The following is a 16,827-nucleotide window of genomic DNA, read 5'->3' on the forward strand; positions in this document are numbered from 1 at the left end:
AGATAGATGCAATATACGGAAGTTATGGTTCGTTACGGTGAACTTTCTACTAAGGGGAAGAACCGTAAGGACTTTATTGGTCGTTTAGCCGGAAATATCATCAGAGTGTTAAAAGATTTTCCAGAAATTGAAATTCATCCTAAGCATGATCGATTACATATTGTATTGAATGGAGCACCATTTGAAGAAATTGATCAACGTTTGAAGAAAGTTTTTGGTATTCAAACTTACTCACCAACTATTAAAGTTGAAAAAAATATCGAAGCTATTAAGAAAACAGCTCTAGAATTAATGCAAGCAACTTTTGAAGATGGGATGACTTTTAAAGTTAATACCCGTCGAAGTGACCATGAATTTGAATATGATACTAATCAATTGAATAAAATGATTGGTGACCATTTATTTGATAATATGGATAACTTAAAAGTTCAGATGAAAAAACCAGATATGGTTTTAAGAATTGAAGTACGCCAAGATGGAGTCTATATTTCTAATCAGTTGATTAAAGGTGCTGGAGGGATGCCAGTTGGTACTGCTGGTAAAGCAGTGATGATGCTTTCAGGTGGAATTGACTCCCCAGTTGCTTCATACTTAGCTTTAAAACGTGGTGTTGATATTGAAATGGTACACTTCTTTAGTCCACCATATACAACAGATAAGGCCTTAGCTAAAGCAAAAGAATTGGCTGGAATTTTAGCAAATTATAGTGGAAAAATTAACTTTATCGCAGTGCCATTTGCAGAAATTCAAGAGCAAATTAAGGAAAAGTTACCTGAAGGTTACTTAATGACTGTTCAAAGAAGATTCATGCTTCAACTTGCGGATCGAATTCGTGAAATGCGTGGTGGTCTTGCAATTTTTAATGGAGAATCGGTTGGTCAAGTTGCGTCTCAAACTTTAGAGTCGATGGTAGCAATTAATGATGTGACCACTACTCCTGTTTTGCGACCAGTAGCTACTATGGACAAAACCGAAATTATTCGTTTAGCTGAAGAAATTGGAACTTTTGATTTGTCTATCAAGCCATTTGAGGACTGCTGTACAATTTTTGCTCCACCTCGTCCTAAAACTAAGCCAAAATTAAAGGACGCACGTAAATTTGAAGATCGTTTGGATGTTGAGAGGTTAATTCAACGTGCGCTTGATGGGATCGAAGTAACTACTATTCGTCCAAATGAGACTTTTTTAGATGATCAAGCACAAATTGATATGAATTTACTTTGATGATAAAATACTACCCGAATATTCAGGGTAGTATTTTTAGTTAAGAAAGATATAGGAGTAGGAAATTTGCAAAGAAATAAAGTATCTTGGCAGTTAATTATAGTCATAGTTTTAATTTTTTGTGGGGTAGTTTTTGGTGTTTGGAAGTTTAATAATTCCAAGAATGTATCTCCGGAACCGGCAGTAGTAGATAATACGAGTACACGTCCCGCTTCATATTCTACGAAGAAATTTAAATCCTTATTACAAAAGCAGTATCCAGACGTTTATAAAAACTTGGATTTTGCTCAAAAGCCAACTTTTTATGTTATTCCAGGTCTAATTAAATCCGCTGCTATTAAGCATAAAGCTCCTGATAAAGGGAAAGTGGGAATTGCTTATGACATGGATCCCCAAGGACTAGCAATTATTCATCACAAATACTTGATTATTTCCGCTTATAGTAAAAGTAAAAAGTATGATTCAGTTTTATGGGTTTTAAACTTTAAGACCGGTCGTTTTATCAAAACGATTGCTTTAAATAATCTTGACCATGTTGGAGGAATTACTTATGATGATGATCACGATCGCTTATGGATAGCAACGATTAATCGGCATAAGCGCGCACAGATTCAATCAGTAACTTTAAATGAAATCGAAAGTTACAATCTCCAGCAACAGAAAAAGCCAATTAAGTTCCATCATGGTACTAATTTAGCTAACCCTAAGCGGACATCTTATTTGACTTATCATAAGGGTAAGCTATATGTGGGGTATTTTGATAAAATTCATGGAGGACAGCTTTTTGCTTATCATCTTGATAAGAAGGGACTTTTGAAAAAAGATAAGAAAGATAACAATCTTGCTGTTCCTGAAGAAAATTGGTCTACTTATCCGCAAATTCAAGGAATTAGTTTTGATAAAAATAATATTTTATTATCATCTTCATATGGTAACTATAATTCCCAATTATTAATTTTCAAAAACAAATTAAATAAGCCTAACTTTAAGTTAAACCTTGCTGAGGCCGATAAAACAATTAACTTGCCACCATATCTTGAACAAATTATTGGAAAAGATGGTGAAATTTATCTTTTATTTGAATCAGCAACTACTCGCTACCGCAAGAATCCAGACTTGTTACATATGGATCGAGTAATTAAGATAAAAGATACTGTAAAGAGCGAGAAGGTTAAGAAAAAATAGAGTAGGGAAATAGAAAAATTCTTAGTATAAAGTACTAAGAATTTTTTTGTGTTCTTGAATAAGAGGAATAAGGTAAAATAAATTTAGAAAGTAACTGTTAATTAAAACTTAAATGGTGGTAATTATGAGAATTGATAAATACTTGGCAAATATGAATGTTGGGAGTCGCAAACAAGTTCATGAATTGATAAAACAAGGAATTGTGACGATTAATGAAAATGTTGTTAAGACACCAAAAGAAAAGGTAAAAGAAAATGATGTTGTAAAAGTTGGTGAGGAAGAAATTAAGTATCAACAATATCATTACTTTTTATTAAATAAACCTAAAGGAGTTTTATCAGCAACTGAAGATCTGTACCAAAAGACAGTAATAGACTTATTAGATCCAAAGGATCGTTATAAGGATATGGCGCCGGTGGGCAGATTAGATAAGGATACCACGGGTTTGCTTTTGTTAACGAATGACGGGCAATTGAATCATGAGTTATTAGCGCCAAGTAAACATGTGGATAAAGTTTATCAGGCTAAAATTGCAGGGATAGTTAGTGAAGAGACAGTGAGAAATTTTGCAGAAGGAATGACCTTAAAAGATGGAACAACTTTGAAACCTGCAAAATTAAAAATTTTGGATACTGATGAAGAAAATGGAACTTCTAAAATTGAAATTACAATTAAAGAAGGAAAGTACCATCAAATTAAGCGGATGTTTGGTGCAGAAGGGATGAAGGTACTTGAACTTGATCGAATTTCAATGGGGAGATTATCTCTACCTGAAGATTTAGCTCAAGGTGAATATAGTGAATTATCAGTGAATCAAATTAAAAATTTGAAAGAAGAAAAATGAAAAAATTAATTATATTATTTTTTCTCACAATTTTTCCATTTGTCTGTGGCATGATGAATATTGCACACCGTGGTGACAGTGATGATGGAAAAACTGTTGAACACAGTTGGTTTGCATATGACCGTGCTGTTTGCGCCCGTGTTAATTATCTCGAACTTGATTTGCAGGAGACAAAGGATCATGTATTGGTACTTAGTCACGATGATAATTTAAGCCGAGTTTTTGGTGTGGATCGCAAGATTAGTGATAGTACTTATCAAGAATTATCCCAATATGAAAATCGTAATGGGCAACATATTTTAAAACTAAATGATGTTTTTCAGCGTTATCAGGGTAATTCTAAGGTCAAGTTTATGATTGAACCAAAGAGCGATAGTGAAGCGGATTGTAAACAATTGGTTGATCTAATAAAGAAGTATCATTTACAAAAACGAATTCTTTTTGAATCTTTTTCAAAGGTTGCTTTAGCAACTTTAAAGCAACTAGCTCCTGAAATTCCTCGGGCGCAGCTTGCGGGAGATTATCAATCACTTGCTACAAGTGAGTATTATGTTTCTGATGCTTATCAAAAGTCAGTTGCAGAGTTTTTAACTAGCCATGACAAAGGGTATCTACTTTGGGGGATCAATAAAGTTAAACAGATGCATAAATACATGCAGCCAGATAAACTTGTCACTGGAATTTTGACAGATAATCCAGTGGAATTAGCGATGATTTTGTCCAGAAGAAATCATCTAGTACCTGTTTATTCATTAGGAGATTTTCCTCCCCAAAAAATTAATGGTCATATTATTTGGAAAGGAACTATGCTGACGATTGACAGCATCAAACTAGTTAATGATCAGTTATATTATCATGTCACACCAGGAATTTGGGTTGAGGCAAGTAAGTTTTATGAGAAAAATGCTAATGCACCAAAATCGAAATCTGGTTTAATTCATGTTTCAAAGATTACGCCGGTGTACACGGATTTAACTTTTACCCATGCTGCAGGTAAAACTTTGCGTGCAAATAGCTACTGGAATTATTATGCGGTAGCTAAAACAAATGGTAAAACTGCTTATAACTTAGGCGGAGACCAGTGGATAAAATAAAGTTTCATGCTATAAATGTAGAGTATAAAGTAATATAAAAGATAATTGAAGAATTATAAGAATATCAGCTCTTTTTAAATTCTTTAATTCATGCTATAATCAGACACAAAGCAATAATACAAGAGTTGTTGACTCAAGCTTAGAGAATTGGTCCTAGTGCTGAAAGACCTATGAAGTCAACTGGTAGCTTGTTAGCTGATTAATTGAACTAATAGTAGGTTAATTCGGAATTATGCACCGTTACTGCAAAGAAGAGAAAAGTATATCTTATTATACTTTTAACTTAGGTGGTACCGCGGTTAATTAGAATTCAATCGTCCTAGACTTATACAGTCTAGGACTTTTTTAATGGAGGAAATATTATGGCAGATTTAGCCCCAAAATATGATCCATCTGCTGTTGAAAAAGGCAGATATCAAACTTGGCTTGATGAGGATTTATTTAAGCCATCAGGTGACAAAAAAGCTCACCCTTATTCAATTGTTATTCCACCACCAAATGTAACTGGTAAGTTACACTTGGGGCATGCTTGGGATACTGCAATTCAGGATACTTTAATTCGTTTAAAGAGAATGCAGGGATACGATACTTTGTACTTGCCAGGGATGGATCATGCTGGTATTGCTACTCAGGCAAAAGTTGAAGCACGCTTACGTGAACAAGGTAAAGATCGTCATGAACTTGGACGTGAAAAATTCTTAGAACAAGTTTGGGCATGGAAAGATGAATATGCAAATATTATTAAGAGTCAATGGTCCAAACTTGGCTTATCTTTAGATTATTCACGCGAGCGTTTTACTTTAGATGATGGTTTATCAAAAGCAGTTAAGAAGGTTTTCGTAAAACTTTATAACGAAGGCTTAATTTATCGCGGAGAATACATTATTAACTGGGATCCAAAATTAGAAACTGCTTTAAGTGATATTGAAGTAATTCACAAAGATGATAATGGTGCTTTTTACCATATTAAATATCCATTTGCAGATGGTTCAGGCTTTGTTGAAATTGCCACTACTCGTCCAGAAACAATGTTTGGTGATACTGCTGTAGCAGTAGCTCCAGGAGACGAAAGATACAAGGATTTAGTTGGAAAAGAATTGATTTTACCATTAGTTGGACGCCGTATTCCAATTATTGAAGATCAACACGTTGATCCAGAATTTGGTACTGGATTAGTTAAGATTACACCAGCTCATGATCCTAATGACTTTGCTGTAGGTAATCGTCACAATTTGGAAAGAATCAATGTGATGAATTCAAATGGTACGATGAATGATAAAGCTGGTAAATATGCAGGAATGGATCGTTTTGAAGCCCGTAAAGCTTTAGTAAAAGATCTAGAAGATGAAGGTTACTTAATTAAAGTTGAACCTATTGTGCACTCTGTAGGTCACTCAGAACGTTCAGGTGTTCAAGTTGAGCCAAGATTGTCTACCCAATGGTTTGTTAAGATGAAACCTTTAGCAGATAAGGTTTTAGAAAATCAAGATAGTGAAAATAAGGTTAACTTTGTTCCTGAAAGATTTGCCCACACTTTAGAGCAATGGATGGAAAATGTTCATGACTGGGTAATTTCCCGTCAATTATGGTGGGGACACCGAATTCCAGCTTGGTACAATAAAAAAACTGGTGAAATGGTTGTACAAGAAGAAGCACCTAAAGATATCGAAAATTGGGAACAAGATCCAGATGTGTTAGATACTTGGTTCTCAAGTGCTTTGTGGCCATTTTCAACTATGGGTTGGCCTGATACTAATTCAGAAGACTTCAAGCGTTACTTCCCAACTAATGCCTTAGTTACTGGTTACGATATTATTTTCTTCTGGGTATCCAGAATGATCTTCCAAAGTTTGCACTTTACCAAAGAAAAACCATTTGATGATGTTGTGTTACACGGTTTAATTCGTGATGAACAAGGACGTAAAATGTCTAAATCATTGGGTAATGGTATTGACCCAATGGATGTCATTGATAAGTATGGTGCTGATGCACTTCGTTGGTTCTTACTAAATGGTACTGCGCCTGGTCAAGATACTCGTTTTAGTTATACTAAGATGGATGCTGCTTGGAACTTCATTAATAAGATTTGGAATGCTAGTCGTTTCGTAATTATGAACTTGCCAGAAGATGCAAAACCAGCTCATATGCCAGATACAACTAAGTTTGATTTAGCTGACAAGTGGATTTTTGACCGTTTGAATCAGACAGTTGGTGAAGTAACGCGCTTATTTGATGAGTATCAATTTGGTGAAGCAGGAAGATTACTCTATAACTTTATCTGGAATGACTTCTGTGATTGGTATATTGAAATGGCTAAGGTTGCTTTAAATGGTAACGATGAAGAATTAAAGGCTCGTAAGCAAGAAAACTTAATTTGGATTTTAGATCAAATTTTACGTTTAATGCACCCAATTATGCCATTTGTGACTGAAAAACTTTGGTTATCAATGCCTCATGATGGTGAAAGTATTATGGTTGCTGACTATCCAACTACTCATAAAGAATTTGAAAACACAGCTGCTAATGAAGAAATGAACTTCTTAATTGAAGTGATTAAGGCAGTACGTAATATTCGTATGGAAGTTAATGCACCAATGTCATCAGAAATTGATATCTTAATTCAACTAGATGATGAAAATAATCAACATATTTTAAGTGATAATGCAGAGTATGTTGAAAACTTCTTACATCCTAAGACTTTGAAGGTGGATACTGCAGTTGAGGCTCCAACTTTAGCTAAAACAGCCGTAATTCCAGGGGCACAAATTTTTGTACCATTGACAGAATTAGTTAATGTTGACGATGAAATTGCCAAAATGGAAAAAGAAGAAAAACGTTTGGAAGGCGAAGTAACTCGTGCAGAAAAGAAATTAGCTAATAAGGGTTTTGTCGACCATGCTCCTGCAGCTGTAGTAGATAAAGAGAAGGCTAAAAAGGCTGATTATGAAAGTCAATTAGCTGGTGTTCGTCAACGTATTCAAGAGTTAAAGGATAGTAAATAGTGAATTACGAAGAAGTTATTTCTAAAATTGAAGAATTACCACGTTGGCATGAGCGTAATGAATTAATTTACATTAAGCGAGTTTTAAAAGAATTAGGAAATCCGCAAGATAAAATTAAAACGATTCATGTCACGGGCACTAATGGTAAAGGATCAACTTCGTACTATCTACGTAATCTATTAGAAAAGGCTGGTCAAAAAACCGGCCTTTTTGTTTCGCCATATATTGAAAAATTTAATGAACGTATTCAAGTAGGTGGAGAACCGATAGGTAATGCAGATTTAGTAGAAGGATATCTGGCAATTCAGCAGATAATTAAGAAAATCCAAAATGAAGAACCTGATTTTCATCTAGTAACTTTTGAATTTGAAGTAGCAATGGCTTTTTGGATTTTTTATAAGCAACAGGTAGATTATGCTGTAATTGAAGTAGGGATTGGTGGGGAGCATGATAAAACCAATGTCATCGTACCTGAGTTAAGTATTATTACGACAATTGGCTTAGATCATGAACAAATTATCGGGCCTACAATTCAAGATATTGCTAAGGAAAAAAGTGGAATTATTAAGCAAAAAAAGCCAGTAATTGTAGGGAAAATACCTTATCAAGTTAAAGCAATTATTAAAGAAAAAGCGCAAAAATTTTCTGCCCCAATATATCATTTGGGTGAAGACTTTGAAATCAAGGTAAATGAGAACGTTTTATATCAAACTGGCCAAGAACATTATCAATTTAATTGGCGCCCTGAAGTGGAAGCTTTTGATATTGGAATGGCAGTAAAGGCTGTTGAGTTGTTAGGATTACAACTAGATAAAAACGATGTTGAAAAAGCAATTAATCAGACACAAATTCCAGGACGTTATCAAATAGTACAAGAAAAGCCATTAATAGTTGTTGATGGTGCCCATAATGTCCAGGCGATGAAAAATCTTTTGAAGTTTATTCATAACCAAAAAGGTCAAAAAATTCATTTTTTGGTAGGGATGATGAAAGATAAAGATTTAACCCAGGTTTTTGAACTTTTTGATGATAAAGATGAAATAAATTTAACTAGAATTTCCTATCCTCGTGCAGCAAAACTTGAGGACTTTCCCATTGATATTCAAAAAAGAGCCACTTATACTGAAGACTATAAGGAAGCCTTTGATAAAGTCGTTAACAGACTAAAAAAAGATGATATTTTGGTAGTTACAGGTTCATTTTATTTAGTAGGTGCAATCTTAAATTATATCCATCAAGGAAGGAACCAGAAGTGAAAATAGCAGGTATAAAAAATGATATTAAAGGTGTAATTTTTGATATGGATGGTTTGCTAGTAAATTCTGAAAAACTGTATTGGCAAGCTAATATTCAAGCAGCTAAAGAAGCAGGTCTAGATATTCCAGAGAATTCATATCTAAAGTTAGCAGGGGCTAGTGTCAAAAAAATGTCAGAATTTTATGATAAATATTTTCCAACTATTCAAGCACGCGAAGACTTTATCAAAAGAACGGATGAGTTAGTTGCTCAGTGGACAAAAGAAGGAAAGCTAAAATTGCAACCAGGCGTGGCCCAATTTCTTACATATTTAAAAAACCATGATCTTAAAATGGGAATTGCTTCCAGTAATTATAAGAGTGTAATTCAAGAAGATATGAAAGTAACAAAAATCAAGCAATATTTTGATTTCTATTTAAGTTACGATGATGTTTTAAAAAAACAACTAAAAAGTAAACCGGCGAGTGATATTTATGACCTGGCTCAGAAAAGAATGGGACTGCCTGCTAGTAATTTAGTGGTCTTTGAAGATTCTTCTTCTGGAGTTCAAGCTGCTAAAAATGCCCAACTACCTGTGATCATGATTCCTGATTTAAAAGCACCTAGTAAAAAAGATAAGGAAAATGCTACGGCAATTTACTCTAATTTTAATCAAGTACTACAAAATACGAAATAATTTGCGTAAATAATGATGAAAGGAGTTTTTAGATGAACTTGGAAAAAGATCATTATTTATTGCAAAGTGATAAGCAGTTATTTTTTCGTTTGAAAGAATATCTAAGAAAAGAAAAAATTGATAACTTTAATCAATTAAAGGAATATTTAGAGAAGCAAGAAATTCATTCTTTAGAAGATTTATGGAAATTTTTAACTACTACGGATTGTCCTGAAGATTTAACACTTTGCTTAAAAGGGTTAATTTATCGTATTAAAAGGTTACAAAATGAACGTTTAGATCGATTTTCTTCTAGTGCCCAGGTCGGTTATTATTTACAAGACAAATTTTGTGGAAAAACACAAGAAGAGGTTGTAGCGCTATATTTAGATTCAAAAAATAGAATTATTGCAGAAAAATTAATTTGTCGTGGAACTTTAAATAAGTCACTTGCACACCCAAGAGATATTTTTAGGTGGGGAATTATTTATAATGCAGCAAGTTTTATTATTGTTCACAATCATCCTAGTGGTGATTGTACTCCTTCCCAACAAGATATTGATTTTACAAAAAAACTAACCTCTGTAAGTAAATTAGTAGGAATTGATATTCTTGATCATTTTGTTGTTTCGGATGTAGATTACTATAGTTTTAGAGAAATGAAAGTTTTTTAAAGCTTGGTAAATTGTCCCATCTTTAATAAAAGTTTTAATTTTATATGCTATAATAGCAGAGACTAAATAAAAGATACTAATTTAGGATAATTAATTAAATAAACCATTTATTAAGGAGAGATTTTGCGTGTTTGGAATGGGATCGAAAAATATTGGTATTGATTTGGGAACAGCAAACACCCTAGTATATAGTGAAGGCAAAGGAATCGTCTTACGTGAACCCTCAGTAGTTGCAAAAAATACTCAAACTGGAGCAGTAATTGCTGTTGGTACTGAAGCTAAGGAAATGATTGGTAGAACACCTGGTTCTATTAGGGCAATTCGTCCAATGAAAGATGGAGTAATTGCCGATTATGATACAACTGCTGCAATGCTTAAATACTTTATGGAAAAAACCGTTGGAAATTCAAAGCCAGCTATAATGATTTGTGTTCCTTCAGGAGTTACTGAAGTAGAAAAAAGAGCAGTTATTGACGCTGCGCGTGTAGCAGGTGCACGTGAAGCTTATGTAATTGAAGAACCATTTGCTGCTGCAATTGGTGCAGGTCTACCAGTAATGGATCCAACTGGATCAATGGTTGTTGATATTGGTGGTGGTACTACTGATGTTGCTACTATTTCATTGGGTGGAATTGTTTCAGCTCGTTCAATTAGAGTTGCTGGTGATAAGTTTAGTGCAGCTATTAGTGCCTATGTTCACCAAAACTTTAATTTGTTAATTGGTGAAAGAACTGCTGAAGATATTAAGATTCAAATTGGATCTGCTTCTGTTGAAAAAGCAGAAAAAATGGATTCAATGAGCATCAGAGGACGTGATCTAGTTACTGGATTACCTAAATCTATTGAAATTAATGCAGTTGATGTTGCTAAAGCTATTCAAGAATCTGTTCAAAGTATTATTGTTGCGATTAAAGAAACCCTTGAAGAAACTTCTCCTGAAATTGCAGCTGATGTAATTGATCATGGAATTGTTTTAACAGGTGGTGGAGCTTTATTAAAGAATTTACCTGAAGTTATCTCAGATGCAACTAAAGTTCCAGTATTTATTGCGCAGGATCCTCTTGACTGTGTTGCAATTGGTACAGGTGAATCTCTTAAAAATATCGAAGTTATGCGTGGTAAGCATTAATGAAAAGCTGGCAAGCGCCAGCTTTTCTTTTTAGGAATGTGAAATACTTAAGATGAAAAGCTTTATTAAAAATAAAAAATTATTAATTACGGTTGTAACAATTGTAGTAGTGTTAGGTTTACTGACAATTTCAGTAGGACTTAGAAATCGAAAGTCTACGCCATCTTTTGTGCAGCGAGTAGGTAATGATACAATGGCAATTGTGAGTCGGGTAGTTAGCTGGCCCGTAAGTTTAGTAACCAATAGTAGTAAAAGTGTTAGCGACTTAGTAAATGCAGAAAATGAAAATGATCATTTAAGGTCAAAAGTTGATGACTTAGCGCAAACAAAAGTTAGAAATAGCACTTTAGAAAGTGAAAATGCACAACTTAAGGCGGCCTTAAAGTTAAAAGAGACTTTGACAAATTATGATATTATAACTGGATCTGTTATTTCTCGTGCTTCAGATTCTTGGTCAGATGTTTTGATTATAAATAAGGGTACTCAATCTGGAGTAGAAAAAAATATGGCTGTCATGAGTGGTGGGGGAGTTATTGGACGAATTTTAGAAGCAAATCGTACTTCTTCAAAGGTTGAACTTTTGACTAGCACAGATAAATCTGCTAATCGCTTTGCTGTAGAAGCAGAAAGTACCAATGGTAAAAAAGTCCATGGAATTATTTCAGTAATGGATGGAGATCAATTAGCATTTACTCAAGTTATTGATGGAGCTAAGTTAAAAAAAGGTACTAAGGTTTACACAAGCGGAATGGGAGGACGTTCTCCTAAAGGTCTGTTAATAGGAACTGTTAAGAAGACTACTCGAGATAATTTTGGCTTGTCAGATGTAATTGATATTACACCAGCAGGTAATTTGAACGATCCGTCAATTATTTCTGTAGTTAAAAGAGAGGTGTCACAATAATGCGAATTCTTCGCCAATGGTATGTAGCAATAGCATTATTAGTGGCAGTCTTGCTTGATGGGATTTTTGCTTATCGTTTACAAGGTTTTATTTTTCAGGGTGATTTTGGAGCAAGTTGTTGGTTTTCAGTAGTTGGAATCTCTCTAATTGGATTAGTCGATGATCGTAATGTCAATAATATTTGGCTTTGCTTTGGTCTTGGAATATTAGCAGATTTATACTACTATGGCTTTCTGGGTGTTTATACGGTAAGTTTTCCGCTATTATGCTTTTTAGCTCAAAGGGTTGCTAGGATATTACCAGAAGTATTTTGGATGCGGCTAATTGTGACATTAATTGGATATGCTCTTATGGAAATTTATCTGTTTATTGTATTTTCAATTGCTGGAACTATTTCTTTATCGATTTCAAGTTTGGTGTGGAGTTTACTTCCAGGATGGGGAATGTGTTTGATAATTTTCTTAATTACTTATCGTTTCTGGGTAAAATTAGTAGAAGAACACCCATTCTTGGTTTCACAACGCAGATACTTTTTCTAATAAAAAAGACCTTAAATTCTTTACTAAGGAAGAATTTAAGGTCTTTTTACTTTATTGAAACATATAATTAAATGCAACTCCAACAACACCAAACAAAGTAATAAGTGCCATAATAAATGCCATAATAATTGTCAAAACTTGGAAGGGTGTCTTTTTTTTACGTCTTCTTTTTGCCATAATAGCCTCCTTAAATATTAATATTCTATCTCATTCTTTATTCTTTTTCAATTTCTCCTTTATTACCAATGAAAATACGATAAAATTAATAATTGGTATGGAGGAATTACAATGCAACTATTATGGATTTTTTTGATACCAATTATTGGTATCTTGTGTGCAGGAATTTTGAGTAGGGTATTTCCAAAAGCACAATTTAAAGGATATGATATTTTACCTTTTTTCTTTCTTTGGAGCTGTCAATTAATTACCCAAATTAAGCATCAACCTAGTTTTTTGCCGTATGGTCTTTGGCTTTATTTTATATTAGTAGTTATAGTAGCAATAAAATTTGCTCGGAAAGATAAGAATGTACGCTTAGCAAAATTGATACGTACTTTGTGGAATTACCTAGTAATGTGTTCAGTTTTTTGGTATATTGGGTTAATTATTTTGCTAGTATTATAAAATAACGTTATCTAAATAAGCATTTTGTGAAACATATGTTCATGAATATAGATTTAGTTTTTATTAAAAATAGCTTGATTATAAATAATTCCGCTAATCATATGGTAGAAGTAGATGAATTGTGATAAATTATAATTAAAAGAACAAGAAACTGTTCCACAAGATAGGAACTTTAAGTAGATAAATTAGAAATAAAAACTATGGAATTTAAACATAAAAGTGTACTTTTACATGAAACAATTGATAATTTAAATCCTCAAAATAATAAAGTATATGTAGATGCAACATTTGGCGGTGGAGGCCATACAAGTTATTTGTTTAGCAAAATAGATCAGGGGACAGTAATCGGCTTTGATCAAGATGAATATGCAATTAATTTAGCAAAAACAAAATTTGCAGCCGAGCTGTCAGGCAAAGAAAAGAAAAAATTGATTTTAGTGCATGATAATTTTTCTCATCTAAAGGATAATTTAGAACGATTGGGTTACAATCGAGGAATTGATGGGATTTTTTATGATTTAGGCGTCTCGTCACCTCAACTGGATCGAGGAGAGCGAGGTTTTTCATATCGATTTGATGCACGATTAGATATGAGGATGAATCAGGAACAAGAATTAGACGCTTATACAATAGTTAATACATGGTCAGAAAAAGACATAAGTGATGTTCTTTATCAGTACGGGGATGAAAAGTTTTCGCGTCAAATAGCACGTAAAATTGTTGAAGTGCGGAAAGTACATCCAATTGAAACAACTTTTCAATTAGTGGACATTGTTAAATCAGCTATTCCAGCTGCTGTAAGGCGAACAGGTGGCCACCCAGCTAAAAAGAGCTTTCAAGCCTTAAGGGTTGCTGTTAATCATGAATTAGATGTTTTAAGTGAGTCACTCAAGGAAGCTATTGAAGTAGTAAAGCCTGGTGGACGAATAAGTGTCATTACTTTTCAGTCTCATGAAGACAAAATTGTAAAAAAATTGTTTAAAAAGTACTCTGAGGTAGAAATCCCTAGAGGGATGCCAATGGCACCTGCTGATAGTAAACCAATTTTAAAGTTAATTAGTCGAAAACCTATTATAGCAACTGAAGAAGAAGTAGAAAGAAATAATCGTTCGCATAGTGCGAAATTAAGAGTTGCCGAGAAATTATAAAGGAGTTAAATATGGCTGACAGTTCAGCAAGATCGTATACTTATCATCATGTATCAGTTTCCCAAGATCCTACACCACAAAAACGTGTAAATTTGGATCCTAATAAGGTACCAGTAAATAAATTTGAAAAGTTTTTAATTTTTATTGGTTCACTGGCAGTTTTAGTGCTTATGATATTGACTGTTTCTGCAACTGTCTCACAAACTCAAGCGCAGCAACAACTTAGTAAAATTGAGAATAAGATATCGGCTAAACAATCAGTTAATACTGATCTCAAACAAGAAATCGGTGAACTAACTTCCACAAAGCGTTTAAATAAAGTAGCCGCTCAAAATGGTTTACATATTATTGAAAGTAATCTTAGGAATGTTCGATAATGAAAAAGTTTAATAATTTTAAACGAAATATATCCAAAGCTCATAACTATAGATTCACTGTAGGAAGAATTTTACAGTTAGGATTAGCTTTGGTTTTTATTGTATTTATAAGTCGTCTATTTTATTTGGGACTTTCTCATAAAGTAGCGGGGAAAGATATTGCGACCCGAGTAAAAGAACTCTATCAGCGAAATGAAGTTTTGAATGCTACTAGAGGTAGTATTTATGATCGCAATGGCCTAACAATTGCTGAAGATTCCCATCAATTTACAATATATGCAATTTTAGATAAATCTTCAATTGATTACAAAAATAAGCCAATGTATGTGATCAATAAAAGAGAAACGGCACAAAAATTAGCTACTGTCTTACCATTAAGTGAAGATAAAATATATAAATATTTAACTCCTAAAAATAAAGCCTATCAGGTTGAATTTGGGACAGCTGGGTCAGGATTAAGTTTATCGCAAAAAAAGAAAATTGAGGCAATGAAGCTCCCAGGAATAAAATTTGTTGAGACTCCTTCACGCTTATATCCAAATGGTGTGTTTGCTTCACATATTGTAGGATTGGTAACTCCCAAGTCTAATTCAAAAACGACAAGTTCTACAAATTTAGTAGGAACTATGGGAATTGAACAGTATTTTAATAAGCAATTAAGTGGTAAGGATGGTTACAGAAAAGCACTAGTGGATGCTGATCAGTATCAATTGCCTAACAGTGAGCATTTATACAAGGCAGCTGAAGATGGAGACAATATTTATTTAACTTTAGATTCGCAATTGCAAACGTATTTGGAAAGTGTAATGACTAAAGTACAAGATGAATATGATCCGAAGTCAATGACAGCAGTAGTTGAAGATATTAAAACAGGGCAAATTTTAGCAGCTTCTCAAAGACCAACATTTGATCCTCAAACTAAAAAAGGATTGAATTCAAATTGGCGAAATATCTTAGTGCAAGATGCTTATGAACCGGGTTCTGTTTTTAAAATCTTGACTTATGCAGCTGCAATTCAGAGTAACAACTATAATCCTAATAGTTATTACAAGTCTGGTTCTATTAAAGTGCAGGATGCAACTATCCATGACTGGAATAATAGTGGCTGGGGAACTATTCCAATGAGTCAAGCTCTTCCACGTTCAAGTAATGTAGGATTTACAATCTTAGAGCAGAAAATGGGATTGAAAACCTTTAAAAGCTACGTTAATAAATTCCAAATTGGTAAGAAGACTGGTGTAACTCTTCCGGGAGAAAATCCAGGATTGGTGTCTTTAACTACACGATTGCAAGGAGCAGTAACTTCTTTTGGACAAGGGGTTAACGTTAATGCAATGCAGATGATGCAAGCATTTAGTTCAGTGGCAAATGATGGTCAGATGATTAAACCACAATTTGTTGAAAAGATTACTAATTCTAATGGGAAAACAATTTCTGAATTTCATACTAAAAAAGTAGGGGAACCGATTTTTTCAGCTGCTACTGCTCAGACAATTTTGAGTTCAATGCAAGATGTTGTAAACAAGAACTACGGAACTGGGACAGCCTATAAAATTCCCGGTAAAAATGTAGCTGTTAAAACAGGTACTGCACAGATTGCGGCTCCCAATGGGGGATATTTAAAAGGGGATAAAAATTATCTCTTCTCTGTTGTAGGTTTTGCACCAGCCAACAATCCTCGCTATTGTGTTTACATAACTGTAAAGCAACCTCGACAAATGAAATCAGCTGAAACAATTCTAGCATCAATTTTTAAACCAGTAATGGAGAGAGTTTTGAATTCTTCAAGCGCCCAATTAAAATCAGTTAATGAAGCGATTGAAGTACCAGCTTTAAGTGGTAAGAAAGCTACTGCAGCTAAACAAGAAGCTCAAAATAGCGGTTTTGAAGCTTATATTATTGGTAGTGGTAAGAAAGTATTACGCCAATCATTACCTTATCAAACAAAAACCTTTCTTAATAGTAAATTATTTCTTTATACTGGAGGAATAATTAAGATCCCAGATATGCAAGGCTGGAGTAAGGCAGAAGTTGAGGAATTTAGTAAAGTAATTGGAATCCCAATCAAAATTTCTGGAAGTGGGCACGTAACCAAACAAAGCCTAGCAGTAGGAGAAAGATTAAAAGCAAATAGAAAGTTAAGTGTGGACTTGACATAATTAAGGAGCAAA

16 protein-coding genes are annotated in these 16,827 nt (G+C 33.8%); 15 read left to right on the plus strand and 1 reads right to left on the minus strand.

Translation table 11 applies throughout. The features are described from left to right. Positions 1-6: 6 nt before the first annotated feature. From thiI to mreD, 11 genes are all read left to right on the plus strand, one after another. Positions 7-1,224: a tRNA uracil 4-sulfurtransferase ThiI gene (gene thiI / locus FP435_RS02635; RefSeq protein WP_265484233.1), complete on the plus strand. Its 1,218-nt coding sequence runs from the start codon at positions 7-9 to the stop codon at positions 1,222-1,224. Between the two features lie 66 nt (positions 1,225-1,290). Further along, a complete protein-coding gene (locus FP435_RS02640; RefSeq protein WP_265484234.1) occupies positions 1,291-2,409 on the plus strand; it encodes a hypothetical protein in 1,119 nt (372 codons plus the stop codon). Positions 2,410-2,533: 124 nt separating this feature from the next. Next, positions 2,534-3,253, plus strand: a complete 720-nt coding sequence (locus FP435_RS02645) for a pseudouridine synthase (RefSeq protein ID WP_265484236.1) — start codon at positions 2,534-2,536, stop codon at positions 3,251-3,253. Next, entirely contained in the window at positions 3,250-4,347 is a 1,098-nt protein-coding gene (locus FP435_RS02650) for a glycerophosphodiester phosphodiesterase (protein ID WP_265484237.1), read from the plus strand. Before FP435_RS02645 ends, FP435_RS02650 begins: the two co-directional genes overlap by 4 nt. Positions 4,348-4,709: 362 nt before the next feature. Continuing rightward, positions 4,710-7,349: a valine--tRNA ligase gene (locus FP435_RS02655; RefSeq protein ID WP_265484238.1), complete on the plus strand. Its 2,640-nt coding sequence runs from the start codon at positions 4,710-4,712 to the stop codon at positions 7,347-7,349. Then, complete coding sequence (locus tag FP435_RS02660) at positions 7,349-8,605, plus strand: bifunctional folylpolyglutamate synthase/dihydrofolate synthase (RefSeq protein ID WP_265484240.1); 1,257 nt, start codon at positions 7,349-7,351, stop codon at positions 8,603-8,605. The genes FP435_RS02655 and FP435_RS02660 overlap by 1 nt, the downstream gene beginning before the upstream one ends. Next, on the plus strand, positions 8,602-9,282 hold the full coding sequence (locus FP435_RS02665; RefSeq protein WP_265484242.1) for an HAD family hydrolase: 681 nt from the start codon (positions 8,602-8,604) through the stop codon (positions 9,280-9,282). The genes FP435_RS02660 and FP435_RS02665 overlap by 4 nt, the downstream gene beginning before the upstream one ends. Positions 9,283-9,314: 32 nt before the next feature. Further along, the gene (locus tag FP435_RS02670; protein ID WP_265484243.1) at positions 9,315-9,935 is read left to right on the plus strand and encodes a JAB domain-containing protein; all 621 of its coding nucleotides are present in this window, start codon (positions 9,315-9,317) and stop codon (positions 9,933-9,935) included. Positions 9,936-10,062: 127 nt separating this feature from the next. Further along, a complete protein-coding gene (locus FP435_RS02675; RefSeq protein ID WP_322555904.1) occupies positions 10,063-11,064 on the plus strand; it encodes a rod shape-determining protein in 1,002 nt (333 codons plus the stop codon). A gap of 52 nt (positions 11,065-11,116) precedes the next feature. Continuing rightward, the gene (mreC, locus tag FP435_RS02680) at positions 11,117-11,968 is read left to right on the plus strand and encodes a rod shape-determining protein MreC (protein ID WP_265484244.1); all 852 of its coding nucleotides are present in this window, start codon (positions 11,117-11,119) and stop codon (positions 11,966-11,968) included. Beyond that, positions 11,968-12,507 (plus strand): rod shape-determining protein MreD, encoded by a 540-nt coding sequence (gene mreD, locus FP435_RS02685; protein WP_265484245.1) that lies wholly within the window; start codon positions 11,968-11,970, stop codon positions 12,505-12,507. Before mreC ends, mreD begins: the two co-directional genes overlap by 1 nt. A gap of 51 nt (positions 12,508-12,558) precedes the next feature. On the opposite strand, the gene FP435_RS02690 is transcribed toward mreD, so the two are convergent. Further along, complete coding sequence (locus FP435_RS02690) at positions 12,559-12,684, minus strand: DUF4044 domain-containing protein (RefSeq protein WP_265484246.1); 126 nt, start codon at positions 12,682-12,684, stop codon at positions 12,559-12,561. Positions 12,685-12,795: 111 nt separating this feature from the next. Here FP435_RS02690 and FP435_RS02695 point away from each other — a divergent pair, with 111 nt between their 5' ends. The 4 genes from FP435_RS02695 (at position 12,796) to FP435_RS02710 (ending at position 16,815) form a co-directional block, all read left to right on the plus strand. Then, on the plus strand, positions 12,796-13,131 hold the full coding sequence (locus FP435_RS02695; RefSeq protein ID WP_265484248.1) for a DUF3397 domain-containing protein: 336 nt from the start codon (positions 12,796-12,798) through the stop codon (positions 13,129-13,131). Between the two features lie 200 nt (positions 13,132-13,331). Next, positions 13,332-14,279: a 16S rRNA (cytosine(1402)-N(4))-methyltransferase RsmH gene (rsmH, locus tag FP435_RS02700; RefSeq protein ID WP_265484249.1), complete on the plus strand. Its 948-nt coding sequence runs from the start codon at positions 13,332-13,334 to the stop codon at positions 14,277-14,279. Positions 14,280-14,290: 11 nt separating this feature from the next. After that, positions 14,291-14,656, plus strand: coding sequence for a cell division protein FtsL (gene ftsL / locus FP435_RS02705; RefSeq protein ID WP_265484250.1), 366 nt, complete (start codon positions 14,291-14,293; stop codon positions 14,654-14,656). After that, positions 14,656-16,815 (plus strand): penicillin-binding transpeptidase domain-containing protein, encoded by a 2,160-nt coding sequence (locus tag FP435_RS02710; protein ID WP_265484251.1) that lies wholly within the window; start codon positions 14,656-14,658, stop codon positions 16,813-16,815. The genes ftsL and FP435_RS02710 overlap by 1 nt, the downstream gene beginning before the upstream one ends. The last annotated feature ends 12 nt before the right edge of the window (positions 16,816-16,827 follow it).

The sequence above is a fragment of the Lactobacillus sp. PV037 genome (assembly GCF_014522345.1).
Taxonomy (GTDB): domain Bacteria; phylum Bacillota; class Bacilli; order Lactobacillales; family Lactobacillaceae; genus Lactobacillus.